At 68.6% G+C, this 24338-nt stretch carries 27 protein-coding genes and 1 pseudogene; 15 read left to right on the plus strand and 13 right to left on the minus strand.

Annotation, left to right across the window (positions count from 1 at the left end; genetic code table 11):
• Positions 1-176 precede the first annotated feature (176 nt).
• From ACSDR0_RS23380 to ACSDR0_RS23395, 4 genes are all read left to right on the plus strand, one after another.
• A complete protein-coding gene (locus ACSDR0_RS23380) occupies positions 177-1841 on the plus strand; it encodes a glucuronyl esterase domain-containing protein (RefSeq protein ID WP_435291005.1) in 1665 nt (554 codons plus the stop codon).
• Positions 1842-2139: 298 nt separating this feature from the next.
• Entirely contained in the window at positions 2140-2376 is a 237-nt protein-coding gene (locus ACSDR0_RS23385; RefSeq protein WP_435291006.1) for a hypothetical protein, read from the plus strand.
• Positions 2373-2858, plus strand: coding sequence for a Clp protease N-terminal domain-containing protein (locus ACSDR0_RS23390; protein WP_435291007.1), 486 nt, complete (start codon positions 2373-2375; stop codon positions 2856-2858). Before ACSDR0_RS23385 ends, ACSDR0_RS23390 begins: the two co-directional genes overlap by 4 nt.
• A 334-nt stretch (positions 2859-3192) precedes the next feature.
• Positions 3193-4290 carry a serine hydrolase domain-containing protein gene (locus ACSDR0_RS23395; protein WP_435291008.1) on the plus strand — a complete coding sequence of 366 codons (1098 nt, stop codon included), beginning with the start codon at positions 3193-3195 and terminating at the stop codon, positions 4288-4290.
• Between the two features lie 88 nt (positions 4291-4378).
• On the opposite strand, the gene ACSDR0_RS23400 is transcribed toward ACSDR0_RS23395, so the two are convergent.
• Positions 4379-4894, minus strand: a complete 516-nt coding sequence (locus ACSDR0_RS23400; protein WP_435291009.1) for a MarR family winged helix-turn-helix transcriptional regulator — start codon at positions 4892-4894, stop codon at positions 4379-4381.
• Between the two features lie 39 nt (positions 4895-4933).
• Here ACSDR0_RS23400 and ACSDR0_RS23405 point away from each other — a divergent pair, with 39 nt between their 5' ends.
• The gene (locus ACSDR0_RS23405; RefSeq protein WP_435291010.1) at positions 4934-5905 is read left to right on the plus strand and encodes an EamA family transporter; all 972 of its coding nucleotides are present in this window, start codon (positions 4934-4936) and stop codon (positions 5903-5905) included.
• 69 nt (positions 5906-5974) lie between these two features.
• Here ACSDR0_RS23405 and ACSDR0_RS23410 read toward each other — a convergent pair whose 3' ends face one another.
• Both ACSDR0_RS23410 and ACSDR0_RS23415 read right to left on the minus strand, forming a co-directional pair.
• Positions 5975-7900, minus strand: coding sequence for an amino acid transporter (locus tag ACSDR0_RS23410; RefSeq protein ID WP_435291011.1), 1926 nt, complete (start codon positions 7898-7900; stop codon positions 5975-5977).
• A gap of 547 nt (positions 7901-8447) precedes the next feature.
• Positions 8448-9149 (minus strand): DUF4386 domain-containing protein, encoded by a 702-nt coding sequence (locus ACSDR0_RS23415; protein WP_435291012.1) that lies wholly within the window; start codon positions 9147-9149, stop codon positions 8448-8450.
• A gap of 189 nt (positions 9150-9338) precedes the next feature.
• Between ACSDR0_RS23415 and ACSDR0_RS23420 the strand changes: the two genes are divergently transcribed.
• The 3 genes from ACSDR0_RS23420 to ACSDR0_RS23430 all read left to right on the plus strand — a co-directional run bounded on the left by ACSDR0_RS23420 (position 9339) and on the right by ACSDR0_RS23430 (position 11912).
• Positions 9339-10049 (plus strand): TetR/AcrR family transcriptional regulator, encoded by a 711-nt coding sequence (locus tag ACSDR0_RS23420; protein ID WP_435291013.1) that lies wholly within the window; start codon positions 9339-9341, stop codon positions 10047-10049.
• 164 nt (positions 10050-10213) lie between these two features.
• Positions 10214-10444: a hypothetical protein gene (locus ACSDR0_RS23425; protein ID WP_435291014.1), complete on the plus strand. Its 231-nt coding sequence runs from the start codon at positions 10214-10216 to the stop codon at positions 10442-10444.
• Positions 10445-10460: 16 nt separating this feature from the next.
• Positions 10461-11912 (plus strand): family 43 glycosylhydrolase, encoded by a 1452-nt coding sequence (locus ACSDR0_RS23430; RefSeq protein ID WP_435291015.1) that lies wholly within the window; start codon positions 10461-10463, stop codon positions 11910-11912.
• Between the two features lie 342 nt (positions 11913-12254).
• Here the strand turns inward: ACSDR0_RS23430 and ACSDR0_RS23435 are convergent, their stop codons facing one another.
• Positions 12255-13148 (minus strand): NAD(P)H-binding protein, encoded by an 894-nt coding sequence (locus tag ACSDR0_RS23435; protein ID WP_435291016.1) that lies wholly within the window; start codon positions 13146-13148, stop codon positions 12255-12257.
• 62 nt (positions 13149-13210) lie between these two features.
• Between ACSDR0_RS23435 and ACSDR0_RS23440 the strand changes: the two genes are divergently transcribed.
• Together ACSDR0_RS23440 and ACSDR0_RS23445 are read left to right on the plus strand one after the other, a co-directional pair.
• Positions 13211-13945, plus strand: coding sequence for a helix-turn-helix transcriptional regulator (locus tag ACSDR0_RS23440; RefSeq protein ID WP_435291017.1), 735 nt, complete (start codon positions 13211-13213; stop codon positions 13943-13945).
• Positions 13946-14117: 172 nt separating this feature from the next.
• On the plus strand, positions 14118-14828 hold the full coding sequence (locus ACSDR0_RS23445) for a tetratricopeptide repeat protein (protein WP_435291018.1): 711 nt from the start codon (positions 14118-14120) through the stop codon (positions 14826-14828).
• 154 nt (positions 14829-14982) lie between these two features.
• On the opposite strand, the gene ACSDR0_RS23450 is transcribed toward ACSDR0_RS23445, so the two are convergent.
• Together ACSDR0_RS23450 and ACSDR0_RS23455 are read right to left on the minus strand one after the other, a co-directional pair.
• Complete coding sequence (locus ACSDR0_RS23450) at positions 14983-15747, minus strand: SDR family NAD(P)-dependent oxidoreductase (protein ID WP_435291019.1); 765 nt, start codon at positions 15745-15747, stop codon at positions 14983-14985.
• Positions 15748-16013: 266 nt separating this feature from the next.
• Positions 16014-16574 carry an NADPH-dependent FMN reductase gene (locus ACSDR0_RS23455; RefSeq protein WP_435291020.1) on the minus strand — a complete coding sequence of 187 codons (561 nt, stop codon included), beginning with the start codon at positions 16572-16574 and terminating at the stop codon, positions 16014-16016.
• Positions 16575-16664: 90 nt separating this feature from the next.
• On the opposite strand from ACSDR0_RS23455, the gene ACSDR0_RS23460 reads away from it, so the two are divergent.
• On the plus strand, positions 16665-17123 hold the full coding sequence (locus ACSDR0_RS23460; RefSeq protein ID WP_435291021.1) for a MarR family winged helix-turn-helix transcriptional regulator: 459 nt from the start codon (positions 16665-16667) through the stop codon (positions 17121-17123).
• A gap of 261 nt (positions 17124-17384) precedes the next feature.
• Here ACSDR0_RS23460 and ACSDR0_RS23465 read toward each other — a convergent pair whose 3' ends face one another.
• The gene (locus tag ACSDR0_RS23465; protein ID WP_435291022.1) at positions 17385-17603 is read right to left on the minus strand and encodes a hypothetical protein; all 219 of its coding nucleotides are present in this window, start codon (positions 17601-17603) and stop codon (positions 17385-17387) included.
• An 8-nt stretch (positions 17604-17611) separates the two neighbouring features.
• On the opposite strand from ACSDR0_RS23465, the gene ACSDR0_RS23470 reads away from it, so the two are divergent.
• Positions 17612-18502 carry a hypothetical protein gene (locus ACSDR0_RS23470; protein WP_435291023.1) on the plus strand — a complete coding sequence of 297 codons (891 nt, stop codon included), beginning with the start codon at positions 17612-17614 and terminating at the stop codon, positions 18500-18502.
• Positions 18503-18515: 13 nt separating this feature from the next.
• On the opposite strand, the pseudogene ACSDR0_RS23475 reads toward ACSDR0_RS23470, so the two are convergent.
• The 3 genes and pseudogenes from ACSDR0_RS23475 to ACSDR0_RS23485 all read right to left on the minus strand — a co-directional run.
• Positions 18516-18746, minus strand: a pseudogene (locus ACSDR0_RS23475) (transposase); the annotation flags it as partial.
• Positions 18635-18865 carry a helix-turn-helix domain-containing protein gene (locus tag ACSDR0_RS23480; RefSeq protein ID WP_435291024.1) on the minus strand — a complete coding sequence of 77 codons (231 nt, stop codon included), beginning with the start codon at positions 18863-18865 and terminating at the stop codon, positions 18635-18637. The gene ACSDR0_RS23480 and the pseudogene ACSDR0_RS23475, both read right to left, overlap by 112 nt.
• 139 nt (positions 18866-19004) lie before the next feature.
• A complete protein-coding gene (locus ACSDR0_RS23485) occupies positions 19005-19193 on the minus strand; it encodes a hypothetical protein (RefSeq protein WP_435291025.1) in 189 nt (62 codons plus the stop codon).
• Positions 19194-19444: 251 nt separating this feature from the next.
• On the opposite strand from ACSDR0_RS23485, the gene ACSDR0_RS23490 reads away from it, so the two are divergent.
• A complete protein-coding gene (locus ACSDR0_RS23490; protein WP_435291026.1) occupies positions 19445-20608 on the plus strand; it encodes a hypothetical protein in 1164 nt (387 codons plus the stop codon).
• Positions 20596-20877, plus strand: a complete 282-nt coding sequence (locus ACSDR0_RS23495; protein WP_435291027.1) for a hypothetical protein — start codon at positions 20596-20598, stop codon at positions 20875-20877. The genes ACSDR0_RS23490 and ACSDR0_RS23495 overlap by 13 nt, the downstream gene beginning before the upstream one ends.
• A gap of 123 nt (positions 20878-21000) precedes the next feature.
• On the opposite strand, the gene ACSDR0_RS23500 is transcribed toward ACSDR0_RS23495, so the two are convergent.
• Positions 21001-21873: a helix-turn-helix domain-containing protein gene (locus ACSDR0_RS23500; protein WP_435291028.1), complete on the minus strand. Its 873-nt coding sequence runs from the start codon at positions 21871-21873 to the stop codon at positions 21001-21003.
• Positions 21874-21957: 84 nt separating this feature from the next.
• Between ACSDR0_RS23500 and ACSDR0_RS23505 the strand changes: the two genes are divergently transcribed.
• The gene (locus tag ACSDR0_RS23505) at positions 21958-22932 is read left to right on the plus strand and encodes an SDR family NAD(P)-dependent oxidoreductase (protein WP_435291029.1); all 975 of its coding nucleotides are present in this window, start codon (positions 21958-21960) and stop codon (positions 22930-22932) included.
• Positions 22933-23030: 98 nt separating this feature from the next.
• Here ACSDR0_RS23505 and ACSDR0_RS23510 read toward each other — a convergent pair whose 3' ends face one another.
• Positions 23031-23429 carry a hypothetical protein gene (locus ACSDR0_RS23510; RefSeq protein ID WP_435291030.1) on the minus strand — a complete coding sequence of 133 codons (399 nt, stop codon included), beginning with the start codon at positions 23427-23429 and terminating at the stop codon, positions 23031-23033.
• Between the two features lie 461 nt (positions 23430-23890).
• Positions 23891-24019: a hypothetical protein gene (locus tag ACSDR0_RS23515; protein WP_435291031.1), complete on the minus strand. Its 129-nt coding sequence runs from the start codon at positions 24017-24019 to the stop codon at positions 23891-23893.
• Between the last annotated feature and the right edge of the window lie 319 nt (positions 24020-24338).

Consider the following 24338-nt stretch of genomic DNA (forward strand, 5'->3'; position numbering starts at 1 on the left):
GACGCCTTCACCTGATTTATTGCGGTGAATCATTGAAAATTTCAAATCCGTTGATGATCCCCTGAATGCTTACCCAGCTCAGTGAGATGGAGAAAGTCCAGCAAATCCGGCTACTTTTCGGTCCGAAAAGTCATCGATACTTTTCGACCACCACCCTAACCGGAAGGGGAGCATTCGTGATCATCAGCCCGGGCCGCTCCAGGATCCGTTCGACGGTCGTCGCGCTGGCGGTAGCCGCGGCGCTCTTGGTCGCCGGAGCGGTAACGGTAGTGGCCGCCGAGGCCGCCGCACCCGCCGCGCTCGCCGCGGCCGGTGTCGAGGACGAGGGCGCCGACTGCGCGGTGCCCGGCCTGCCCGACGCGGGGTCTCTGCCCACCAATTCCAGGCTTCCCGATCCCTTCAGGAGGCTGGACGGCACGCGCATCACCGCCAGGTCCGATTGGCGGTGCCGGCGACAGGAGACCAAGAGGCTGGCGGAGAGGTTCGCCTACGGCGAGAAGCCAGGAAAGCCGGCGAGTGTCACGGGAACGGTCTCAAGGACCGGCGTCACCGTGAACGTGAACCACAACGGCAGAAGCTCCAGCTTCTCCGCGAGCGTCTCGCTGCCGAGTGGTTCCGGCCCCTTTCCCGCCGTCGTCGTCCTGGGAGGGTTCGGCGCCGACACGGCCGCCATCAGAGCGGCCGGCGCCGCCGTCATCAGCTACGATCCCTACGTGGTCGGGCGGGAGGGCACACCACGAAACAACAAACAAGGCGCGTTCTACAGCGTCTACGGCTCCTCGAGCAGCACGGGGCTGCTCCTCGCCTGGGCCTGGGGGGTGAGCCGGATCATCGACGTCATCGAGCAGTCGGACGGCAGCGTTCTCAAAGCGGACGCGACCGGCGTCACGGGATGCTCGCGGTTCGGAAAGGGCGCCTTCGTGACCGGCGCGTTCGATCAGCGCATCGCCCTGACCATGCCGATCGAGTCGGGGAGCGCCGGGGTCCCCATCTTCCGCGGCATTCCCGGGGAGGGCGCCCAGAGTCTGAGCAGCGCCTACGGAGAGCAGCCGTGGCTGGGCGACGCGTTCGGCTCCTTCACGGGCAGCCCGGCCAGGCTGCCGGTGGACACGCACCAGATGGTGGCCATGGTCGCGCCGCGAGGGCTGTTCATCATGGACAATCCCCACATCGCCAATCTGGGTCCCCGCTCCGCGAGCGTGGCGGCCCTGGGCGGGGCGGAGGTCTACAGGGCGCTCGGCGCGGGAGACAACATCACCTACTGGTCCGACGTCCAGGACGGCAGCCACTGCGCCAACAGGTCCGAGTGGAGGACCCCGTTGCAGCAGAACATCCAGAAGTTCCTGCTGAAGACGGGCAACGCTCCCGGCGCGATCAGGATCTCCTCCAGGGCGAGTGGCAGCCTGTCCGAGTGGAGAGACTGGCAGACTCCGGTCCTCAACGACTCCAGCCCGTCTCCGACCCCGACCCCGACCCCCACACCGACGCCCGGTGACCCCACCCCTACGCCAACACCGACACCCACGCCCACTCCGACCCCGGTGCCCGGCGCGTGCTCGGCGACGTTCCGGGTGGTGAACTCCTGGTCCGGTGGTTTCCAGGGGGAGGTCACGGTGCGCGCGGGCAACGCGCCGATCAGCGGCTGGACCGTGAACTGGACCTGGCCCGGCTCGCAGACCGTCACCCAGCTGTGGGGAGGCGTGCGCTCGGGCTCCGGCCCGAACGTGACGGTGCGCAACGAGTCGTGGAACGGCTCGGTCGCGGCCAACGCGAGCACCACCTTCGGCTTCACCGCCGGAGGATCCTCGGCCACCCCGGCGGCCACCTGCGCCGGCCCGTGACCGCGTCGGACACGACCGGCTGAACCGCGGTCAAGGGCCCGTGGTGCGGCGCGACCACCGCACCACGGGCCCGACCCGTGGCCGGGCGCGCGGGCGGCAACGGGTCGGGCCCGTGGCCGGCCGCGCGGGCGCGCGGGCCACGGCGCGGACCGCCGGCCGACCGCCCCGCCGGACCTGGGCGCGGTCTCCGAACTCCTGATCGCCGGCACTCCAGCCCCGCCGTTTCACCCCGCGGCCTGCCCGTCATTTAAGCAACTCGTGTTGACTATCTCCGGATTAGTCAATTAATGTTGCCTACATGCCCGCGAGTGACATCCCCGATCCCCAGGACCCCGCCGACGCGCTGGCGGCCGTGGTGGCGCTGCGGCGCCTGGCCGACCAACTGGAGGACACCGCCGTCGAGCGGGCGATGCGCGCGGGCTGGAGCTGGCCGCAGGTCGCCGAGGCGCTCGGCGTGACCCGCCAGGCGGTCCACCGGAAGCACGCCAGGCGGCTCATCGCCGCGGGCGTCAAGCTGAGGAGACGTTCACCATGAGCACGTTCGACAGATACCTCCATACGATCATCACGGAGGGGGCGATCGAGGCGCGGAGACAAGGGTCGGCCACGGTCGAGGCGCAGCACCTCCTGCTGGCCGTCACGGCCCAGGAGGGCACCGCCCCGCAGCGCCTCCTGGCCTCCGCGGGCCTCGACCACCAGGCGACGCGGGCCGCCCTCGACCGGGAGTTCGACCACAGCCTGAGCGCGGCCGGGGTGTCCCGCGCCTCCTTCGGCCCCTCCCTGCCGGACACCACGCTCAAGCGCTCGCCCGCCCTGGGCGCGACGGGCAAGCTCGCCCTTGAGCGTGGCTTCGCCTCGGTCTCCCGCAAGAAGGACCTGCGACCGGCGCACCTGCTGCTCGGAATCCTGCGGGCCGAGGTCGGCACGGTGCCACGCGCCCTGGCCCTGGCCGGTGTCGATCGCACCGACCTGCTGACCCGTGTCCAGGACACCGTCGCGAACGGCGACATCGGGTAACGACCACACCGCCCCCATGGTCCGGCGTGCGGCTAACGACCACGCCGACCCCCACGGTCCGGCGTGCGGCTCGCGAGCCCATGAGACAGCGGGCGCCACCCGTGGGACGGACGCGCCCCATCGGCCACACCCCGTTCTCACCGGGCGCTCCCCACCGGCGGCGCGGCGATCCGAACGGATCAAGCGACAACGCTCCAGCGCTTTCCGCGGCCCTCAGCGGCCTCTCCCCCTCCTGCCCGCACGGCCCTTTCCGGCACGATCCTTTTCCGGCACGGCCATGCCCGGCCCCACCTCTTCCGACCTCAGATCTTTCTTCCATGCCCAAGGAGATGAAATGTCCATGTTCCATGCCCGCGCGGGCCTGCTCGTCGCCGTCCTGACCGTCACGGGGACCGCCATGATGACCTCCGCCTCCGCAACCGGCCGCGACCGGGATCACGCCGAGATCCAGCGTGTGCTCGACCAGGCCGTGACCGGCGGCGGCGGCCCCGGCGTGGTCGCCGAGTTGAGGGGCGCCCGTACGGCACCGTGGTTCGGCACGGCGGGGGTGGCCGACATGACGACAGGTCGCGGGCGTCAACCGGGTGAGCACTTCCGCATCGGAAGCCTCACCAAGGCGTTCACCGGCACGGTGGTCCTGCGACTGGCGGCCGAGGGCAGGCTGACCCTGGACGACACGGTGGCGAGGTGGCTGCCCGGCGTGGTGGAGGAGTATCTCGGCGCGGACGGCACCAAGATCACCATCAGGCGGTTGCTCAACCACACCAGCGGACTCCCCGACGCCATCCTCGGCCAGGAGACCCCGCGCCCCGAGGAGCCGGGGAGTCGCTTCATCTACTCCAAAATCAACTACACCCTCGCGGGAATGATCGTCGAGCGTGCGGCGGGCGCGACCCTCGCGGACGAGATCGAGCGCCGCATCGCCCGCCCGCTCAACCTGGCGGGAACCTACCTGCCGGGCACCGGCGAGGAGACGATCCGCGGCCCGCACGCCCGCCACTACTCCAAGCTGGGCGAGACCGGTCCCGACGCGGAAATCCACGACGTGACCGAGATGGACGTGAGCTGGGCGGGGGCCGCCGGTGGCATGATCTCGACGACCTCGGACCTGCACCTGTTCCTGAGCGCCCTGCTGGGCGGCCGTCTTCTGCCTCCCGCCCAGCAGAAGGAGATGTTCACCACCGTCTCGACGGAGGGCTCGGGCTGGGTCCCGGACACCGAATACGGCCTCGGCGTCTACTCCCAGAAGCTCCCGTGCGGGGTCACGCTCTGGGGAGGCGGCGGCTTCATCCAGGGCTCGATGTCGTACGCGATGGGCGATCGCCAGGGCACCCACACGCTGGTGAGCAACCTGAACGGCGACTGGAACGACTTCCAGGAGACCTTCACCGCGCTCTTCGGGGCACGCTTCCGCCCGGGCCGGACGGCGTAGCCGGACACGGCGTAGCCGGACACGGCGTAGCCGGACACGGCGTAGCCCAGGATGCCGACCGGGACGGCGACGAACACGCCGGCCGGGCTCAGCTCTCCGGCCGACGCGGTGTCTCGAAGCGGGTCAGCCAGGTGGTGAGGAGCGCCTCGAGGTGCGCGGCCGCCTCGGGGGGCAGGTCGTCGACGAGGCGGCGTTCGTTGCGCATGTGCTCGGTGAACGCCCGGTCGATCAGCTCCTTGCCCGCGGGAGTGAGCGCGACCACCCGTCCCCGGCCGTCGCTCTCGCTCGGACGGCGGGTGACGAGCCCGTCGCGTTCGAGCCGGTCGATGCGTTTGGTCATCGCGCCGGTGGTGACCATGGTGAAGGCGGCGAGCTCTCCGGGAGCGCGCTCGAACGGCGCGCCGCCGCGCCGCAGGGTGGCCAGGACGTCGAACTCCCCCTCCGCGAGCCCGTAGCGCCGGTAGACGACGCAGAGCTGCTCGGTGAGGTGCCCGGCGAGGCGGTGGAGGCGCCCGATCACCCCCTGCGGGCTCACATCCAGGTCCGGGCGCTCGCGAGCCCACTCTCGCTGGATGCGGGCGACGTGATCCAGGGATTCGTTCATGCGTAGATTATAGCTTCCAGGGAAGCTATATTGTCTTCCATGGAAGCTAATTTCCGCTGGGTGCTGGTCACGGCCATGGCACCGATCGCGTGGGGGACGACCTACTTCGTCACCCACCAGTCCCTCCCGCCCGACTACCCCCTGTACGGCGCGGCCATCAGGGCGCTGCCCGCGGGGCTCCTGCTTCTCCTGCTCAGCAGGAGGCGTCCTCACGGGTCGTGGTGGTGGAGGTCCCTGGTCCTCGGAACTCTCAACATGAGCGCGTTCTTCGCGCTGATCTATCTGGCGGCTCAGCTGCTTCCGACGAGCGTCGCCTCGACGATCATGGCGACGTCGCCCGTCGTGATGATGCTCCTGGCCTGGTCGCTGCTCTCCGAGCGACCGCGGATCCCGCATCTGGCCGGAGCGGGCATCGGCATCGCGGGGGTGTGTCTCATGCTGTTCACCGGCGCGGCCGCCGTCGACCCCCTCGGCGTGCTCGCGTCCGTCGCCGCCATGGTGATGTCGTCGTTCGGCTACGTGCTGGCCAAGAGGTGGAACACGGGGGTCGACGCGCTGGCGTCGACCTCGTGGCAGCTCATCGCCGGGGGCCTCGTCCTGCTGCCCTTCGCCGTCGCGCTGGAGGGCTCGCCACCGGCCTTGGACGGACTCGCGATCCTCGGGTTCGGTTACGTCACCGTCGTCGCGACGGCTCTCGCCTTCGCCGCCTGGTTCACGGGACTGCGGCATCTGCCCGCGGGAACGGTGGGACTCGTCGGGTTGCTGAACCCGGTGGCCGGGGTGCTGCTCGGCACGGCGATCGCCGGAGAGGCGCTCACCGCGCGGCAGTTCTGCGGGCTGGCGCTGGTCCTCCTCGGAGTCCTCCTCGGGCAGCCCGTCGTGGCCCGGCTCACCGCATCCCTCCGGAACCGGCCCGGCCCGGCTCTGACCCTGGCCCCGGCTCCGGCCCTGACCCCGACCCTGGCTCCGGCTCCGGCAGGAGACGCCCGGGTGGCCGAGGCCTCGTGCTGAAGACAGTGGAGCCGGTCACCGGGGTGAGCCGAGGGCCGCTCCGGAGCGGGCGGTGCCGTGGCGCCGGTGTCAGCCGACGTGGACCAGGGGGCGGCGGGCGGTGTCGGCCTCGGCCTGGCGCAGCACCTCCCGGGTGAGGGGCGGGATGTCGCCGCCGCCGAAGACGAGGTAGCGCAGCAGCGCGCCGATGGGGTTGCCCTCGGCGGCCCAGTGGAAGTAGACGTGCGGGGTCTTGCCGGTCTCGTCACGCAGATAGAGCAGCAGGGCGGCGATGGCGTTGGCGATGGTGGGGCTCTCCATCCGCAGGACGCGAAAGCCGTGGCGTTCCTCGCCGACGACGCGCAGCTCTCCGGCGAACTCCGAGGCGTCGGGGACACTCACCTCCAAGAACAGCAGGCCCTCGCCGGTGCGCAGCCGGTGCAGCTCCCAGGCCTCGCGGGCCTTGTCGACGTACTCCTTGCAGTCGCGCTCGTGCGGCTCGTTGGCGATCAGCCGGATCTCCCCTGACTCGCTGATGTAGCGGCGCGCCAGGTCGTCCAGGGTGACCTTGGTGACGCGCAGTTCGGTGGAGCGGGTGGCCCGGGAGACCAGCGAGGTGATCACGATGGCCAGCACGAACAGCAGGGCGATGACCAGGCCGTCGGGGCGTTCGATGATGTTGGCGACGGTGGCGTAGGCGAAGATCAGGGTGATGATCCCGAACGAGATCGCGGCCCGGACGCGGCCGGAGCTCCAGGCGGCCAGGGTGACCGCGACGGCGGCCGAGAGGATCAGCGCGAGCACGCCGGTGGCGTAGGCGCCGCCCTGGGACTCCACGTCGGCGCCGAAGAACAGGGTGATGAGAAAGGAGATGGCGGTGAAGACCAGCACCATCGGCCGGGCGGCGCGCGACCAGTCGGGGGCCATGCCGTACCGGGGAAGGTAGCGCGGCACGATGTTGAGCAGCCCGGCCAGCGCGGAGGCCCCGGCGAACCACAGGATCGCGATCGTGGACAGGTCGTAGACGGTACCGAACCCGTCGCCCAGAAACTCGTGGGCCAGATAGGCGAGGGCGCGCCCGTTGGCCGCGCCGCCCTCGGCGAACTCCCCGGCCGGGATGAGCACGGTGGTGGCGAAGCTGGAGGTGATCAGGAAGACGCTCATGATGATCGCCGCGGTGGTCAGCAGCTTCTTCGCGCCGCCGATCCGCCGGGCGAGGTCTCCCTTGACCAGTGGCATCACGGCCACGCCGGTCTCGAAGCCGGACAGGCCCAGGGCGAGTTTGGGCATGATGTAGAGCGACACGGCGATCATCGCGATCGGGCTGGAGTGCTGGCTGGTCAACGCCGCCTGCCAGTCGGTGACCAGCCCGGGATCGGCGAGCACATGCTGCAGCGCCACCCCCAGGACGACCAGGTTCAAGGTGAGATAGACGGCCACCAGGATGACGGCGATCGAGATGGCCTCGCTGAACCCGACCAGGAACACCCCGCCGAGTGCGGCGATCAGCGCCAGCGTGACCGGCACCTGCCAGCCGGAGAGGAACCCGGGCACGAACGGGTTGTGCAGGATGTGGGCGGTGGCGTCGGCCGCCGACAGGGTGATGGTCACGATGAACGCGGTGGCGACGAACCCGAGCAGGAACAGCACCAGCAGCTTGCCCCGCCAGCCGGGCAGCAGGCGCTCCAGCATCGACAGCGAGCCCAGCCCGTGGGGGCTCTGCTCGGCCACCGCCCGGTAGGTCGGCAGCGCCCCGAACAGGGTCAGCGCCACCAGCAGCACGGTGGCGACCGGGCTGAGGGCGCCCGCGGCCAGGGCCGCGATGCCCGGCTGGTAGCCCAGGGTGGAGAAGTAGTCCACGCCGGTCAGGCACATCACCTTCCACCAGGCATGCTGGTGTTCGGGCGGCTCCTCGTGATGCGGGCCCCCGGTTTTGGGGTCGGAGCGCTGCAGGCCCTTCAGCAACCACCCCCGCATCCCCGAGTTCACCCGCGCCGATGCCGATGCACTTGCCACTGTTTCTCCCTGCGCTACACATCGTTGCCTGGTTCCTGACGGGCGTGGACGGCGCACCGCCTCGCTACCGGGCACCCGCCGGGTGCCGGTGTCCGGGCTTCGCCGCCGGTCGCGCCCTACAGCCGCGGGATCGGAGCGGACGGCCGAAAAGTTCCCGGCGAAGGAACGCCGCGGCCCGCGGAAGCCCACCCTTCGCCGTCCGACAAGGGAACGCCGCGGCCCGCGGAAGCCCACCGGTCGCCGTCCGGCGAAGGGACGCCGCGGCCCGCGGAGACCCACCCGTCGCCGTCCGGCGAGGGGACGCCGGGTCGTCCTGGGGGGCGGAGCGCGGTCGGGAGGGATCGCCGGAGCGAAAGAGGGGACACCCCATATTCCCTACCGGTCCGGCCGTCGGGCGCCTAGGAAATCATGCGGATCCATACGCGTTCTTGACGCCTGTTCGCCCCGGTTAGCGCCGTTTTGCTTAGGCACCGACTGTCTTGCTATGTTTCCCGCGCATCTCGTCGCGGGACCGCGATCACGCGCCCCCGGTCACGGGGGCGCCGCTTCACGCCCCCTGCGCCACAGGCACCTCGACCCGGCCGGCGACGCCTTCGGGATCCCGGCTCCGCACCGCGGGGAACCCCTTCACGATGAGCAGGACGGCGAGGGCGATCTCGAAGAGTCCGCCAGGGACGGACAGGGCCAGGCCAACGCCGTACCCGAGGATCTCGAGCATCGATCCCGCCGCGAAGATGACATAACCAACGATTCCCCATACCGCCATGAATCTGGGCACGAGCCTCGCTCTGAACAGGGCGCGGCAGAACAGGACGCTGCCGATTCCGAGCCCGGTCATGGCGATCTGGTAGGAGTAGAAATTTCCCTCCTGCGCGACCCGCGCCAAGGCCGGGAGAACGGATCCGCCGCCGGCACCCGCGTCGGCGTACTCTCGCCCGAGCGGTATCAGCAGCAGGAGGCACAGTGTTCCGACGGCCATCATCGCCGCCTCGAACACCCTGGTGACCAGGTACGCGTAGGCGGAGATCTCGTGGTGGAGCCTCACGACAGGAAACACCAGCACTCCGATGCCGACGACGGCGGCGGAGTTGACCAACATCAGCAGCGCTCCCGCCGACATCCGCATCTGGTCGCCGACGTCGCCGGCGTCGCCGGGCGGCGCGGCCGTGCCGCCCGGTCCGGAGCCTGAGCCGGCCAGGGCACTGCCCGCCATGTAGACGACGTACCCGAGCAGAATGAGTGCGCCCACGATTCGCCCGCTTGTTCTCGCCCGCATTTTGTTTCCTTCCTTCGATGGACCGTCCGCGTCGCCGCGCGGCACGGCGTGCCATCGCTCGAATCCCATGACCGCCCTCCTCCGAACCGGCGCGGCACCCCGTCGTACTTAGTACGGGACGGTATAGTACTAAGTACGAAAGCGCCACCGCCGGGGAGTGAGATGTCCGAGCCAGTCAGCGAGAGTCCCCAGGAACGCGTTCCGCTCAGCCGGGAGCGGGTGTTGCACGGCGCCGTCGCGGTCGCCGACACGGGAGGGATCGGGTCACTGACGATCCGCTCGCTCGCCCAGGAGCTCCGCGTCAAGCCGATGTCGGTCTACCACTACGTCGCCGGCAAGGACGACATCCTCGACGGCATCGTCGATCTCGTCTTCGGTGAAATCGAACCGCCGCTGGCCGGCGGCGACTGGCGATCGGAGATGCGCAGGAGCGCGACCTCGGCCCGCCGGGCGCTGAGGCGCCACCCCTGGGCGATCGCGCTCCTGCAGTCGCGAACCAACCCGGGCCCCGCGACGCTGCGACACCACGACGCGATGATCGGCACCCTGCGCGGGGCGGGCTTCTCGGTGGAGATGACCGCCCACGCCTACGCCCTGATCGACAGCTACGTCTACGGATTCGCGCTGTCGGAGGCCTCGCTGCCCATCAACGGCCCCGACACCGTCGCCGAGGTCGCCGAGTCGATGAACCGGCAGGTCTCCCCCGGCGAGTATCCCCACCTCGCCGAGTTCACGGTCGAGCACATCCTCAAGCCCGGTTACGACTTCGGCGACGAGTTCGAGTTCGGGCTCACCGTGATCCTCGACGCCCTCGCGAGGTCGATTCCGCCGGATGGACCGGCCAGGCCGGACGGAGGAGCGGGCGGCGCGTAAGCGAGCGCGGCGCGAAAAGACCCGTGAAGCGCCCATCCGCCTCGCGAGCCACCCGTTGACGTAAAGCCTCCGCCGGGTTATTAATGCGCCTATACCCGAACGCCATCACCATTTCCACGCGTTCGCTGTGAAATGTTAGCGCTAACATCGTGGAGGTCGCCGGAATGCGTATATGCCAAAGGGCTCCGGCCGCCTCGACGACCGGTACTGCGGGACGATTCCGGCCGCACCGGATCACCGCCACCACCGCCCTGTCGTCCTGGACCGTCCAGGCGAACCGCGTCAACGGCTCCACCCACCACGACCTTCCCGGTCGCCACCACGAGAGGCGGCCGGACCCGAAGGCGTCCACCTCGGGGGTCGCCTCCCGCACGGTGACCTCGCCTTCGGCCTGACAGAAGGATGACCTCGATGCCCCCCTCGCACGCGCGCCGCGCACTGGTGACCGCCCTGGCCACGTTGCTCGTCGTGATCAGCGGCCTGCTCTGGCCGGGCACCTCCCACGCCTCGCCGGCCGTCCAGTACACCAACCCCCTGGTCACGCAACGAGCCGACCCGCACATCTTCCGCCACACCGACGGCTACTACTACCTCACCGCCACCGTCCCCGAGTACGACCGCATCGTGCTGCGCCGCGCCACCACCATCCAGGGCCTGTCCACCGCGCCGGAGACGGTCATCTGGCGCAAACACTCCAGCGGCGAGATGGGCGCCCACATCTGGGCACCGGAGATCCACTTCATCAACGGCAAATGGTACGTCTACTTCGCCGCCGGCCGCGCCGACGACATCTGGCGGATCCGGATGTACGTCCTGGAAAGCTCCTCGGCCAACCCGCTGAGCGGCACCTGGACCGAACGCGGCCGCATCACCACCCCCTGGGACACCTTCGCCCTGGACGCCTCGACATTCGTCGCGAACGGCATCCGCTACCTGATCTGGGCCCAGCAGGAACCCGGTATCGCCACCAACTCCAACCTGTACATCGCCCGCATGGGCACCAACCCCTGGACCATCACCGGCACCACCACCCGCCTGACCGTACCCACCCTGACCTGGGAGACCCGCGGATTCAAAGTCGCCGAAGGACCCGCGGTGATCCAACGCAACGGCCGCCTCTTCCTCACCTACTCCGCCAGCGCCACCGACGCCAACTACTGCCTGGGCATGCTGACCGCCTCCGCCTCGGCCGACCCGCTCAACGCCTCCTCCTGGACCAAGAGCGCCAACCCCGTCTTCGCCAGCAACGCCGCCACCGGCCAGTACGGCCCCGGCCACAACTCCTTCACCGTCTCCGAGGACGGGCAGAGCGACATCCTCGTCTACCACGACCGCGACTACCGCGACATCACCGGCGACCCGCTGAACGACCCCAACCGCCGTACCCGCGTCCAGAAGGTCTACTGGAGGGCCGACGGCACCCCCGACTTCGGCGTCCCCGTCCCCGACGGCGCGACCCCCGTGCGGTTGATGTCCTACGACACCCCTGGCTCCGCGGTACGCCACTGGGAGTACCGGGCCCGCCTGGAGGCGAACGTCTCCCCGCTGGCCGACTCCCAGTTCAAGATCGTCACCGGCCTGTCCGGCTCGGGCACCGTGTCGCTGGAGTCCACCAACTTCCCCGGCTACTACCTGCGCCACCGTAACCACGAGGCCTGGGTGGAGAGGAACGACGGCACGAGCCTGTTCAGGGCCGACGCCGCCTTCACCCGCCGCACCGGGCTCGCCGGTTCGGGAACGGTGTCACTGGAGTCGGTCAACTTCCCCGGCTACTACCTGCGCCACCGCGCCGGCCAGGTGTGGGTCGAGCAGAACGACGGCACCGGCACCTTCCGGGGCAACGCCAGCTTCATCCAGGAGTGAGGACCGGCGAGAAATAGGAAAGAGGTGTGACGGGCCCCCTCTTCCGACCACACGCGGTCGTCGCGGCGTACGGCGGAACGCGACCCCGCCCGCTTTTCCCGCCCACGATCACAGGCACTCCGTTCGGCGTCGCGCTGAGCCGCGCCCCGCACGAACACGATCGCGTTCGTGCGGGGCGCGACCCGCGACGGTACGCGCCCGGCAGCAGCGACGTGCGATTGCCGGCGAGGAGCCGGCGGAAGCCGGGCTACCGCCGCGGAACCGGCCACGGCCGAGACGAAGGATGGTCACCGTCATCGGTCCTCTCCGGCGGTGCCCGGGTTTCCCCCTCAGACAAGGTCGTCACCCGGCCGCTTCGAGGACGGGACGGAGCTCGGCCCAGGCCCATGCCTCGAGCGTCGTGTCGGTCGTGGTCACGGGAGTCCGCGGCTGCTCGGGAACGAAGCCCTCGCGCAGCCCGGTCGACATGCCCATGACGGCCTCGATCCGCGCCCGGGACATGCCGGCACCCGCCAGCGTGGCGCGCATGGCGTCGTCCCCGACGCGGTGGGCGGTGACCGTGCGGCCCAGGACGTTGCCGACCATGGCCAGGGCGTCGTTCCAGGACAGGTCCCGCGGTCCGTGCACGGTCCGCACCCGGCGTCCTGACCAGTCGGCGCGCAGCAACAGGGACGCGGCCACCACGGCTATGTCAGCCGGCGCGACCCAGGGGAACGGCTCGCCGGTGGGCCGGAGCACGGCCACGGTGCCGGAGCGGATGGCGTCGAGCTCGAACAACAGGTTGCTGAAGAAATAGCCGCACCGCAGGTGGGTGACGGCGAGGCCTGCCTCCCCGGCGATCCGGTCCAGCGTCTCCTCGACACGGGCGAGCCCGTCGATCTCACCGGCGCCCCCGCGGAGTTCCGCACCCACGCTGCTCTGGAAGACGGTACGGGGGACGCGGTTCTCGGCGACCGCCGCGGCGACGACCTCGCCGGCCGCGGCATACGCCGCGACGGGGTCGTCGGCCTCGCCGGGCGGCACGACCAGGAACAGCGCGTCGACGCCGCGGGTCGCCTCGGTGACGGCCGCCTCGTCCCGCAGGTCGACCTCGCGGGCGTCGACATGGTCGCCCCAGCTCGCACGGGCCCGCTCGGGGTGGCGGCTCAGCAGCCGCGGACGAACCCCGGCGCGGACCAGGTGCCCGACCAGGAAGCGGCCGACATTACCGGACGGCGCGGTGATGGCGATCTCCATGGCCTCGACCATACGGGGAGATGTGGCCCGATCCTGTCCGCGATTCTGGCCACACTGGAGACATGACCGACTTCGCCCCCCTCGACGGCGACCCCGCCGGACGGACCCTCCGGCTGCTGGAGTTGCTGGCCGCCCGGCCGAGCTGGCCGGCGTCCGAGCTCGCGGGTCGCCTCGCGGTCAGCACCCGCACCGTACGCCGAGACGTGGCCCGCCTGCAGGGCCTCGGCTACGCCGTCGAAAGCCGGCCCGGACCGGGCGGCCACTATGCGCTGCGCCCAGGTCACCGGATGCCGCCGCTGGTCTTCCAGGACGACGAGGTCCTGGCCCTGGTGGCGGCCCTGCGCATGATCGAGGGAATCCTCGCCGGGGATGCCTCGCACCGGGCATTGGCCAAGCTGTCGCAGGTGCTCCCGCGGCGGCTGCGTGCCGTCCTGGACAACGCCGCCGCGGGCAGCGAGAACGCCGGCGGCGAGGGTGGGGAAATGGACCTGGCGACCCTGGCGGTGCTGCTCCGCGCGGCCGGTCAGGACCTCGTGCTGCGGTTCGTCTACCGCGACCGGCACGGGGCCGTCACCCGGCGGCGGGTGGAGGCGGTGCGGTGTGTCCACGCTCGCGGGCGCTGGTACGTCCTCGCCCACGACCTCGACGCCGACGACTGGCGAGTGTTCCGCCTCGACCGCGTGCGGGAGCCGGCGATCGGGGAACCGAGGCTCGGCGACCGTCGCCGGCCGGTCGAGAACCTCGCCACCTGGCTCGCCACGGACTTCGGCCGACACCCGGGAACGCCGGGGAGCTGAGTGGCTCAAAGCCGTCATGTTCCGCGCGACCTGGGACTCCAGGACATCCGTTCATCTGTTCGCCCATCGGTCTTCGGCCATGCCCGGTTTCCGGCCCCGATTTGTGTTGACCCGCGGGGAGAGTGATCGAAGAATGGGGCGGTGGGCTCCTGGCCGAGGGGGTGGGCAAGGAATGCGGTGGTGGCCCGAACGCTGGCGACGACGTACGGCCGAATCCGATTCTTTCGCCGACCTCTTGCTGGCGGCGGCGCGGGAACGGGGTATCCCCGCTGAGCGGGTGAACGATTCCGACGTCGAGGACCTCGCGATCGCGATGGCGAAGAACACCTACGAGAAAGGTGACATCGCCGCGGCGGAGAAGATGCTGCGCCTGATCACGGTCAAGGGCAGGCCATCGGCCGCCGGGATGGCGGCCTTCAACCTGGGCGTGATGCTGGAATCTCGCGGTGATGCGCGTGGTGCCCGGCACGCGTACAGGATGGCCGTGGACCTTCCCGATCGTGACGCGGCGGCGATGGCCGCGTTGAACCTGGGGATCATCCTGTTCCACGAGGGTGACACCGAGCAGGCCCGAACCCTCCTGACCATCGCCATGGAGTCGAGCCACCCGCAGGCCGCGCCGAAAGGGGCTTTCAACCTGGGTGGCCTGCTCGCCAGAGAGGGCCGTACCGAAGAGGCGATGCGCGCGTTGCAGCGCGCGGTGGATTCAGGTCATCCCGACGAGTCGCCGGGAGCACTGACCCAGCTCGGTGCCCTCTGGTTCACCACGGGTCGCGTCGCGGAGGCCGAGGCCGCGTTCGAGCGGGTCATCGCGACACGACACCCGGAGTTCGCGGCCATGGCACACGCGTGCCTGCTCGACTTGCGTCGCCAACGGCGCTGATCGAAGCCGTACGGGACAACCCGTGATGCGGCTCTTCGCGCGGCGGGCCGCCGGCCGCGCGGCGCCGCTGACGCCCGGCCGAGCTGTGAACGGGCGGCGAAACGTTCGAGCGCCTCAGCGTGGCGGTTCGATTTTGCGCGAGCTCCCGGTGGCGCTACCAGGCGGTCGCGCCGCCGTCGACCGCGTAGTTGGCGCCTGTGATGTATGCCGCCCGGTCAGAGGCGAGGAAGGCCGCCAGCTCGACGACCTCCTCGGGTCGAGCGAAGCGCTTGAGGAGCGTCTTGCCGGTTATCGCGTCCCGGGCCGCCTGGTCGTCGCCGAGATCGCGGTCACTGGCCGGGGTCAGGGTGGGCCCAGGGCTGATCGCCACCGCGCGGATCCCGTGGCGCGCGCCCTCGAGCGCGAGTTGTCGCGTCATGCCGATGACGCCGGCGTTCGCCGCGCTGTGCGCGACCATCGGGGGGACCTCGCCGGCGATCATGCCGGCCATGGACGCGACGTTGATGATGACGCCGCCACCGCGCCGGACCAGGTGCGGCCATGCGAACTTCGATACGAAGAAGGGTATGTCGAGTTCGCCGGCCATGGTCGCCCGCCAGTCATCGACCGAGAAATCGGGCATCGGGCCGAAGCGTTGCACCGCCGCGTTGTTGTAGACCACGTCGAGGCCGCCATAGGCGGCCACGGCGTCCTCGACGACCTGCCGCGCCTGTTCCGGATCGGTGAGGTCGACCGGCGCGATGCCCGTCATCTCACCGCCGTCGCGACGTACGAGTTCGACCGTCTCGTTGTTGGCATCGGCCTGGATGTCGCACCCGATGACCTTCGCGCCTTCTCTTGCGAAGATCAGCGACGCGACGCGGCCCTGACCTCCCGCGGTGCCGGTGATCAGCACTATCTTCCCGTCAAGCGTTCCCATGGAACTCCTCCTGGTCCGTGGTTCGTCCGAGCAGTGGTCGCGCGAGCCGTCTGGGACAGACGGCCGCCGGCATGATCTGTCCTGCGGATACCCGCTGTCGGTGGTACTCCGCCATCACCGGGGTCGCGGTATCGCTTGAAGCGACCCTGATCACGGGGCACGGACATCGCGGAGCGGTTCGCGATGTCCGTGCCGCCCGGCTCGATCGGCTCGCATGTGTTGATCTTGATGTCCGCCCTCATCGGATCGGTCCGGGGGCGGTGTGTTCAGCGGGTGCGCATCGGTGCGAGCGCCGTGCTCCACGCCACGACCTGACCCAGCATCGCGGTGAGCGACTCAAGCTGGAAATCGTTGGGCCTGAACACGCTGAAGTCCTCGAAGTCGGTGAAGAGCGACAGCGCCACCTGGTTTCGCACGTCGGCCATCTGGAGCTCGCCGGCGATCAGGCGCAGATGTTCCACGGCGCGAGTGCCGCCGGCCGAGCCGTAGCTGACGAACCCGACAGCCTTGTTGTTCCACTCGCCGTACAGGAAGTCGATGGCGTTCTTCAGTGCCCCTGACGTCGAGTGGTTGTATTCAGGCGTCACCATGACGAACCCGTCGAACGAGGCGATCTTGTTCGCCCACCTCAGGGTGTGCGGCTGGGTGTACTGGCCCAACGACGGCGGCAACGCCTCGTCGAGGTGCGGGAGCTTGTAGTCGAGCAGGTCGACGAGTTCGAACTCCGCGTCGGTCCGCTGGGCGGCGACCTGGTACGCCCAGCGGGCGACGGCCTCCCCGTTGCGTCCGGGACGAGTGCTGCCAAGGATGATCCCGATTTTGGTCATGGTGGATCCACTTCTTTCGACGGTAGATGCTTGCTTCGTCAAGGAAGGAACGTACTAGTACTTGCTGCGTGAAGCAAGTAGCATGTGCCCATGACCGCAACGCAGCCATCGCAGCCCCTCACTCCTGATGAGGAAAGGCTGATCCGTGCGCTACCTCGCCTGATGTACGCGCTGCCCCGCGCGATCGACGCCGACATGATCCGCGAACAGCAATTGCCGCTCATCGAGTGGACGGCCCTCATGCGGTTGTCCGAGGCGCCACAGCAGCAGATGCGGATGGGCGAGCTCGCGGCCGCCTGTGAACTCTCGCTGAGCGGAATGACCCGCGTCGTCACCCGCCTGGCGGGTCAAGGCATGATCGAACGGGTCAGGTGCGACAACGACGCCCGCGGGTGGAGCGCCGTCCTCACCGACGCCGGCCTCGCCCGCCTGGAACGGGCATGGCCGAGCAACTTGGCCAGCGTGCGCCGGCACTTCCTTGACCACCTTGAAGGCGTCGATCTTGCCCAGCTCACCCGTGCGCTTCACCACGTCCCGATCAACGACTGACAGTGATGATGTTCATGGTGACGCCGCGGCAGGTTTGACCCGCCGACTGACTGACGTCTCGACCGTCCTGCTCGCGATATTTCGACCCGCCGGGTGTCACGGCGAATTTCAGGGGTCGTTGCAACACGGTGATCAACTGCTGGCGGGAGAAGCATGAGCGAGACGCTTGGCTGGAGTACCCCCGCCGAGCGCCGCTTGCCGTTCAGGAGCTTGAGCAGCAGGCGAACGGCCAGTGATAGTAGCGAGTCTTCAAAGCTGGTGCTACCGCCACTGGCCGTTCCGGCGTGTGGTTGTGTCGGCCAGTAGCAACAACGCTCGTTGACGCGTTCGGGCGGCACCGGTGACTCGAAAGATGTCGATGGGGTTCGGGCCTGGCACAAACTCCGTGATGCTCTCGCGGACAGCGGTGATCGGGTGCGTCTTCAAGGTGTTGATCACCCACATGGCGCTGACCAGAAGATCGTTGGGGTCATACTTCATACTTAGGTGTGCCTACTCCGGATACCCGCGTCGACGACTTCATGCAGGCGCCCCTGGCAGCGGCGATGTTCGTCCTTGCCGACCGTCTCGGGCTCAGTGTCGAGCGACTCGCTGAGCCCGCCACTGCGACCGCCCTGGCGAGCACCGCACAGCGCGACCTCAATCCGTGGACCGGGCAGGCAGCGGCGAACCGGGTCCGGGTTCTCGCGCTGGCTCAGCCACTGCGCGATCTAGTCACCGCAGTTGTCACCGATCCGCGTAACGCCTGGTGGTCAGCATCGCTGGACCGCCGCGCCCAGCTGCTCCTCACCGGCCAGGACGACCCACAGCGCGATCCCTTGGACCTGCGAGCCCCGCAAGGGCCGAATGATGCCTGGGAGACATACGCGCAAAAGCCTTTGCGAAGCATCGTCACATCGACCGAGCTGCCCGTGGCGCGCGATGAGCCGATCCGCTCCGGCGCGCACGCAGAGATATCGTCCGGCATCAGTGACTGGGCACCTGTTTACCCGGTGCGTCAGGTGCGCCTGAGCGTGTCTACCGCAGCCCGTATCTACGAGGTCGACTCCGCTGCGGACTGGCACCGCCTCGTCCAGCGCTACGGGAATGTGGCGACCCATCCAGGCCTCGACGAGAGTCTCCGCGATGCCGCTGACATCGACAACGGCCCGGCCCCCACCTGGAGCTCGGTGGCCAACGACTACGACGCGGTCCACCTCACCTTCGCCGGCTTGCTCACCGGCCTCTACGTGCCCCACACCACTGAGGAGTTCAGCACTACCTTGTGGGCTTGGAACTGGGAGAGCACCCACTGGCTGCGGCCAGTGTTCATCCGCGGCACATCACTCGATGAGCTCCCCCAGGCACCCGAAGATCCCGGCTATCACCGCCCGTTGTGAACTGCGGCCTGAAATTCGAGCCGCGCCGCCAGGGGCCGGCCGGGTCGCAGAAGTAGACCGGCATGCCGACGGCGAGGGTGAACTCGTGGTGGCGGCCCATCTCGCTGCCCTGATCCCAGGTCAGGGAGCGTCTCAGCTGCTCTGGCAGAGTCTGCACACTCTCCAGCAGGGCATCAAGCATCCGTTCGGCGGTGTGGTCGATGGGCAGGTGTATGAGCATCGCATAGCGGGTGGAGCGCTGGACGGGCTACGGCCCAGTTCCCGGGCGATCTCGCGGATCGACACCTTCTCTCGCAGCCGGTCGGCGATGTGAACGCGCTCTTCTGTGCGCAGGTACCGCGTGGAGCTCGAAGTCCATCGCATCCCCTGGGCTGGGGTGTTGCGACGACCACTAGAAGGGAAGCAGCATGCACGCGGCCGGACGGGTGCTTGTGACTTCACAAGGGCTTGGTTCAAAAGCCCCGTCACTGTCTTGTCCACCCGCCCGACCGGCGCGTACCGCTTAGATCATGATGTCCGAGTCCTTGCCCTTGTCGTCACCTATCGCCTCACCGCCAGGGGTCGGCGGGGTGGTGCCGCCGGACAGGCTGATGGTCGGTGTGGATGCGACTGCCTGTACCTGGCCCGTCATGATGGTGACGGCGACCGCCAGGGCCAGCAGCGCCGCTGATCGCGTGATTATCTTGTTCATGATTCGCACTATGAGGGTGGTTCCTTGCGGATCACTTGGAGACCGAGACGGGTGATTCCCGCTCCGCGACCGCGCCCGCCGGTGGCCCTGGATCCCGTGAACACGGGGGCCGAGTTCGACGGCCGGGATTTCGGCCACGGCTTTTTCGCCGAAATTCGATTGGCAATGTCGCGGAGGGCCACATCTTTGTGATCTTTCGTAGGCATGGACGGGCCGTTAGCGTGGGGCAGACCGCGCGAAGGGAGCAGCGAATGTCCGAAAACCTTGTCCTCGGCCCCAAGGTGATGACCGCATACTCCAACATGGTGGAACACGGGAAGTTCAAGTATCTGATCTACAAGATCGACGAAGCCGAGTCGAAGATCGCCCCGGAAAAGGACGGCCACAGCTCCGCGACCTACGATGATTTCCTGGCCGCCCTGCCGGCCAACGAATGCAGGTGGGGACTCTGCGTGATGGACCTCGGCTCCTACGGCAGCCTCTGCAGCTTCGAGCCCGTCTTCTTCATCTGGTTGCCCGACGCCGCCCCCGCGTCACAGAAAGCGCTGTACGAGCAGTCCAGAGACATCCTCACGCAGGGATTCAACCACGTGCTGGTGTTTCACACGGTCGCCAACCTCGCTGACATGTCCCATGAGGCGGTGTTGAATCGGATGGCGGTTTCCGGACCTCCGCGCGAACTGCGGCTGCCGGAAGGGGAATTCTCCATCGACCGGCTCGCCCCGAAGACGGGGCAGGTGCTCCGCCGGCTTCGGAGTGACTCCCAATCGGAGAAGGAGTCGTACGGTCACGCCATCTTCAAGATCAATCGATATTTCATGTACGACGTGGCGCAGGCCGGTGACCCCGCCTCGTCCTACGACGAGTTTCTCGCAGGTCTTCCTGTCGATGATTGCCGCTGGGCCCTCTACACCCTGGACATCAGCTCTCTGACCTCGGATTCGGGCGCTGATGCCAGATCGACTTACACCTTCTTCTTCTCGTGGATTCCCGAAGCCGCTCCAGAAGGCACCAGAGACCTGTATTACAGCGGCAGCGACGGAACCTCCATGGGAAATTACGACGCCCAGTTCACCCCCTCGGGAATCATTACGAATGTGCTCGGCCGGCCGATCCCCTTCCTCCGACCCGGCCCCGGCCACATATCCGCCCGGCCCCACGCCCACCGCGATCAGGATCCCGCCCGCGCCACGTCCCGCACAATGAGAGAATGCCTGATCTGCTGTGGGACGAGGTCAAGGACTTCTTCGATCCCGAGACGAACGGCGTGCTGCCGGATGTGCACGTCCCCGACACCTCCATCGCGGACTGGCAGGCGGTCTTCGATCTCGTACGGTCGAAGGGGTGGCGGTATGAGTACTCCGTGGACAGCGTCGCTCTCCGGTTGCCACGCGCCGTGGAGGTGTCGGCTCTGAGCGGCAACGCCAGCCCCGCGTTGCGGGTCTGGCCGGCCCCCGAAGTCCTGGCGATCTTTCGCTTCTACGTGGACGAGACCGTCGACTTCGACATCGACCTGCGAGAACTCCAGGGCCAGGAACGGCTGGACCTGTTGTGCGGTTTCCTACGGGCGATCGGCCGCCGCCTGGGCAAGCCGGTGCTGATGACACCGGAAGGCGACGACCATCATCCGGTGCTCGGCTTCGACGTCACAGCCGACCGCGTGGTGCTGCTCGCCGAACCGTGACGACCAGTCCCACGACCGCCCGCGCGCCGTCGACGAGGCCGGTTCCGACTGCTGATGAGCACCGTTGTCAGCGGGCGGGACGTCAGAGGTGATCTTCCAACCTTCCATGACCGACCAGGCCGGCTACCCGGCGCGTTGTCCGCGTCCGGCGGCGCCGCCGGAAAGGACCCAGCTGGCCAGGAGGTCCATGGCCTGCCGCGATGTTGTTCCGGCCTCGGTCGTGTAGACGAAGAGGGTTTGATCGGGATCGCCGGGCATCGTGAGTGTCTCATAGTCGATCGTCAGTTCTCCGACGACCGGGTGCCGGAGGTGTTTGGAGCCGAACGTGCGCTGATACACGCCGTGTTCCTCCCACCATCGCCGGAACTCGGGGCTGCGCGCCCCGAGTTCGGCCACGAGATCCTTCGCGGCCTGATCGCCGGGGTCGTTGCCGATGTCGAGCCGGAGGCTCTCGACGGCCGCGCGCGCCTGCACGTCCCAGTCCAGGAAGAGGTTCCGCGCCTCGTCGGTGAGGAACATCCACCGCGCGTAGTTCCGTTCCCGCGGCCGGAGCGCGTCGAAGTCCGTCAGCAGGGCCCTGGCCATGCGGTTGGTGGCCAGCACATCGGTTCGGCGGCCGAGGATCAGTGCCGGGTTGCCGTCCAGGGCGTCGAGGAACTGGTGGAGCCCCGGGCGGACCCTTTGGACGGTGGGGACGCGGCGGCGCGTCCCGGAGGCGGGTCCGACCAGGTGCCCGAGGTGATCGCGGCCGGCCGCGTCCAGGCCGAGCGCACGAGCGATCGCGTCGAGGACCCCGGTGGACGGGGTGATCCGCCGGCCCTGCTCCAGCCGGGTGTAGTAATCGGTGGAGACCCCGGCCAGCAGCGCGACCTCCTCGCGGCGGAGTCCGGGCACACGCCGGACCCGGTCGTCGGCCGGCAGCCCCGCGCGCGACGGGTCGACTCTGCCCCGAGCGCGTCGTAGAAAATCTGCGAGTTCCCTGTTGCCGACCGTCATGCACACATTCTCGCAAGAACCGCACGGATCAACCTGGTCCGCCGCGTCCTAGGTTGCCCGGTCCGAGGACGGGGAGGGCCGGTTATGGCCCTCCCCGGGGTGATCTCGCCACGAAGACTGGAGTCCACGCCGCCTGCCGAGCAGGGCCCGGCGGCGGAACACCGGCCCACCATCGAGGAGACGATCGACATGACCTACCCCACCGGCACCCCAGCGACCTGGTTCGTCACGGGTGCCTCCCGTGGCCTCGGCCTCGAGCTCGTGCGGCAGCTGCTCGAGCGTGGCGACAACGTCGCCGCGACCACCCGCTCGACCGAGCGCCTCGCCGAGGCCCTCGACGGCGTGGACACCGGGCGGTTGCTGGCTCTCGGCGTCGACCTCGGAGACGAGACCGCGGTCGCCGAGGCCGTTCGCCGCACCACCGAGCGCTTCGGAGGTCTCGACGTTGTTGTCAACAACGCCGGCTACGGCTTTCTGGCCTCGGTCGAGGAGACCACCGACGCCGAGGCCCGGCAGATGTTCGACGTCCAGATCTTCGGGCTCTGGAACGTGCTGCGAGCGGTGCTGCCCATCTTCAGGGCACAGAAGAGCGGCCACATCTTGAACATCTCGTCCGTGCTCGGCCTGGTCGCCGTTCCGGGCTGGGGCCTCTACTGCGCGGGCAAGTTCGCGCTGGAGGGCTTGAGCGAGGCGCTCGCCGGCGAGGTCGCGGAGTTCGGCGTCAAGGTCACCGTCGTGGAGCCCGGCTACTTCAGGACCAGCTTCCTGACGAGCGACTCGCTGGCACTGCCGGCCTCGACGACGGAGGGCTACGAGTCCATCCGCGAGATGACCAAGGACCATCTGGATCTGCAGGGAAGCCAGCTCGGCGACCCCGTGAAGGGCGCCGCCGCGATCATCTCCCTCGCCGTCTCCGGAGACGGGCCGCTTCGCCGGCTCCTGGGATCCGACGCCTACTCCTACGCCAGCGGCAAGGTCGAAGCCCTCAAGGCCGACATCGAAGCCGGCCGCGAGCTGGCTCACACCACGGACTTCCCCCCGGCCGTAATCCGGGGCTGAGCGATCCAGGACCGGCCGGCGGCGCCGAGATGGGGGCGGCCCGGGTCTCGATGCGGTGAAGGTGCCGAAGGCGGCCGGTGTCGCTCTGGATCCGGTGCTCAAGCGCCGGCTCCACCGCCGTGGGGCGAATCCATGTTCGTACGAGATCCGGCCTCACCTCGATGTCCGGTGGTGAGCCTCCTCGCCACCATCTCGATCTCCTGGGGACCGGTCATCTTGAGCCAGACCAGCTCGCTGTCGTTGTTGTGAAGGTGAAGAAGGTGATGGGCGTCAGCCGGCCAGGCCCCGGTCCTCGGCAGATCGCGTACAACGGCCTCATCGATGAAGTCGCCCCCGGCGTCCGACCTGTTCATCGTCACATGGACGACGCCGAACAGTTCGATGACCGCTGTGTCATCGGCTTCGCTCGTGAGGCTGATTCTCGCGGTGCCGGCGGCGGAGTCGGCATGGACGACGACCGCGTCCAGGAAGTATCCGCGGTAGGCGCTGAGGTCCATGCGTGACACGGTAGACGAGCATCGCAACCGGGCGCAGGCGCTCCGGCCCGCATCGTCAGGGGAGCCGTCGTTGATCCTTGGCGAAGCTCGCGCGATTACCGGGGTGGGGCCACATCTCAACGGTGGTTAGAACGAAGGCAGCCATACAGGTGGAGCCCGAACGCGCCCGGGGGGAGGCCACTTGTCGTTCCTGAAACCACGGCGCCCACCGGGGCCGGCCGGTGATGGGGATAGAGGCCGGTGCGCGGAGGGCTGCGGCGATGCCGTCGACGGTGGAGCAGGAAACAACGGATATGCGGGTCAGCGGCCCACCTTCCACTCTGTGCGCAAAGGTACGTTTCGCGCACAGGCCGACCTTCAGGGGGGCCACCGGACCCGGTACCCCGATTCTCGAGATCCCCGCCGGCGTCAGGAATTCGACAGGCCGGGCCGCAGCTCAGGAATCACAGTTCCGATGCTCCTCAATTCCCAAACTCTGTGAGATCGGTGAGGTTCCTCAGCGACTCAGGCAGGGCGGTGAGTTGATTTCTCCGTAGGTCGAGTTTGGTGAGGGCGGTGAGATTGCCCAGCGACTCGGGCAGAACGGTCAAGTCGTTGTCCGGTCAGGTGGGTGAGGTCGCCGAGAGATTCGGGTATCGCCTCCAGGCCGAGCCCGGACAGGTCGAGTGTGCTCGACCTGTCTCGCAGGCACTCGTCGATCCGCTGTTCGGCGATCGCCTGACCGTTTCCGGACACCGTCACGATCTCACTCCCCATCGTTGTTCATCCGCCCGCCCCCGCCCTTGTCGTGTCGGGCCGCGGGAACCGAGGACGAGGCTAAGGGCCGGCACTGAGAGGGCATTTGATTTGAGTAGATTGCTCCTTATGTTCTAGTAAGTGCCTCGCCAGGTTGGGGTGGTCTCGTCCGTT

The sequence above is a fragment of the Streptosporangium sp. G11 genome (assembly GCF_051192615.1).
GTDB lineage: Bacteria > Actinomycetota > Actinomycetes > Streptosporangiales > Streptosporangiaceae > Streptosporangium.

Bases quoted from the DNA above. Each gene is read 5' to 3' on its own strand.
- ACSDR0_RS23445 (WP_435291018.1), top strand. From the start codon at position 14,118: ATGCGGTGGTGGCCCGAACGCTGGCGACGACGTACGGCCGAATCCGAT.
- ACSDR0_RS23450 (WP_435291019.1), bottom strand. From the start codon at position 15,747: ATGGGAACGCTTGACGGGAAGATAGTGCTGATCACCGGCACCGCGGGA.
- ACSDR0_RS23480 (WP_435291024.1), bottom strand. From the start codon at position 18,865: ATGCGATGGACTTCGAGCTCCACGCGGTACCTGCGCACAGAAGAGCGC.
- ACSDR0_RS23385 (WP_435291006.1), top strand. From the start codon at position 2,140: ATGCCCGCGAGTGACATCCCCGATCCCCAGGACCCCGCCGACGCGCTG.
- ACSDR0_RS23390 (WP_435291007.1), top strand. From the start codon at position 2,373: ATGAGCACGTTCGACAGATACCTCCATACGATCATCACGGAGGGGGCG.
- ACSDR0_RS23440 (WP_435291017.1), top strand. From the start codon at position 13,211: ATGACCGACTTCGCCCCCCTCGACGGCGACCCCGCCGGACGGACCCTC.
- ACSDR0_RS23435 (WP_435291016.1), bottom strand. From the start codon at position 13,148: ATGGAGATCGCCATCACCGCGCCGTCCGGTAATGTCGGCCGCTTCCTG.
- ACSDR0_RS23485 (WP_435291025.1), bottom strand. From the start codon at position 19,193: ATGAACAAGATAATCACGCGATCAGCGGCGCTGCTGGCCCTGGCGGTC.
- ACSDR0_RS23395 (WP_435291008.1), top strand. From the start codon at position 3,193: ATGTCCATGTTCCATGCCCGCGCGGGCCTGCTCGTCGCCGTCCTGACC.
- ACSDR0_RS23425 (WP_435291014.1), top strand. From the start codon at position 10,214: ATGCGTATATGCCAAAGGGCTCCGGCCGCCTCGACGACCGGTACTGCG.
- ACSDR0_RS23460 (WP_435291021.1), top strand. From the start codon at position 16,665: ATGACCGCAACGCAGCCATCGCAGCCCCTCACTCCTGATGAGGAAAGG.
- ACSDR0_RS23400 (WP_435291009.1), bottom strand. From the start codon at position 4,894: ATGAACGAATCCCTGGATCACGTCGCCCGCATCCAGCGAGAGTGGGCT.
- ACSDR0_RS23420 (WP_435291013.1), top strand. From the start codon at position 9,339: ATGTCCGAGCCAGTCAGCGAGAGTCCCCAGGAACGCGTTCCGCTCAGC.
- ACSDR0_RS23405 (WP_435291010.1), top strand. From the start codon at position 4,934: ATGGAAGCTAATTTCCGCTGGGTGCTGGTCACGGCCATGGCACCGATC.
- ACSDR0_RS23490 (WP_435291026.1), top strand. From the start codon at position 19,445: ATGTCCGAAAACCTTGTCCTCGGCCCCAAGGTGATGACCGCATACTCC.
- ACSDR0_RS23500 (WP_435291028.1), bottom strand. From the start codon at position 21,873: ATGACGGTCGGCAACAGGGAACTCGCAGATTTTCTACGACGCGCTCGG.
- ACSDR0_RS23505 (WP_435291029.1), top strand. From the start codon at position 21,958: ATGGCCCTCCCCGGGGTGATCTCGCCACGAAGACTGGAGTCCACGCCG.
- ACSDR0_RS23465 (WP_435291022.1), bottom strand. From the start codon at position 17,603: ATGAAGTATGACCCCAACGATCTTCTGGTCAGCGCCATGTGGGTGATC.
- ACSDR0_RS23510 (WP_435291030.1), bottom strand. From the start codon at position 23,429: ATGGACCTCAGCGCCTACCGCGGATACTTCCTGGACGCGGTCGTCGTC.
- ACSDR0_RS23455 (WP_435291020.1), bottom strand. From the start codon at position 16,574: ATGACCAAAATCGGGATCATCCTTGGCAGCACTCGTCCCGGACGCAAC.
- ACSDR0_RS23430 (WP_435291015.1), top strand. From the start codon at position 10,461: ATGCCCCCCTCGCACGCGCGCCGCGCACTGGTGACCGCCCTGGCCACG.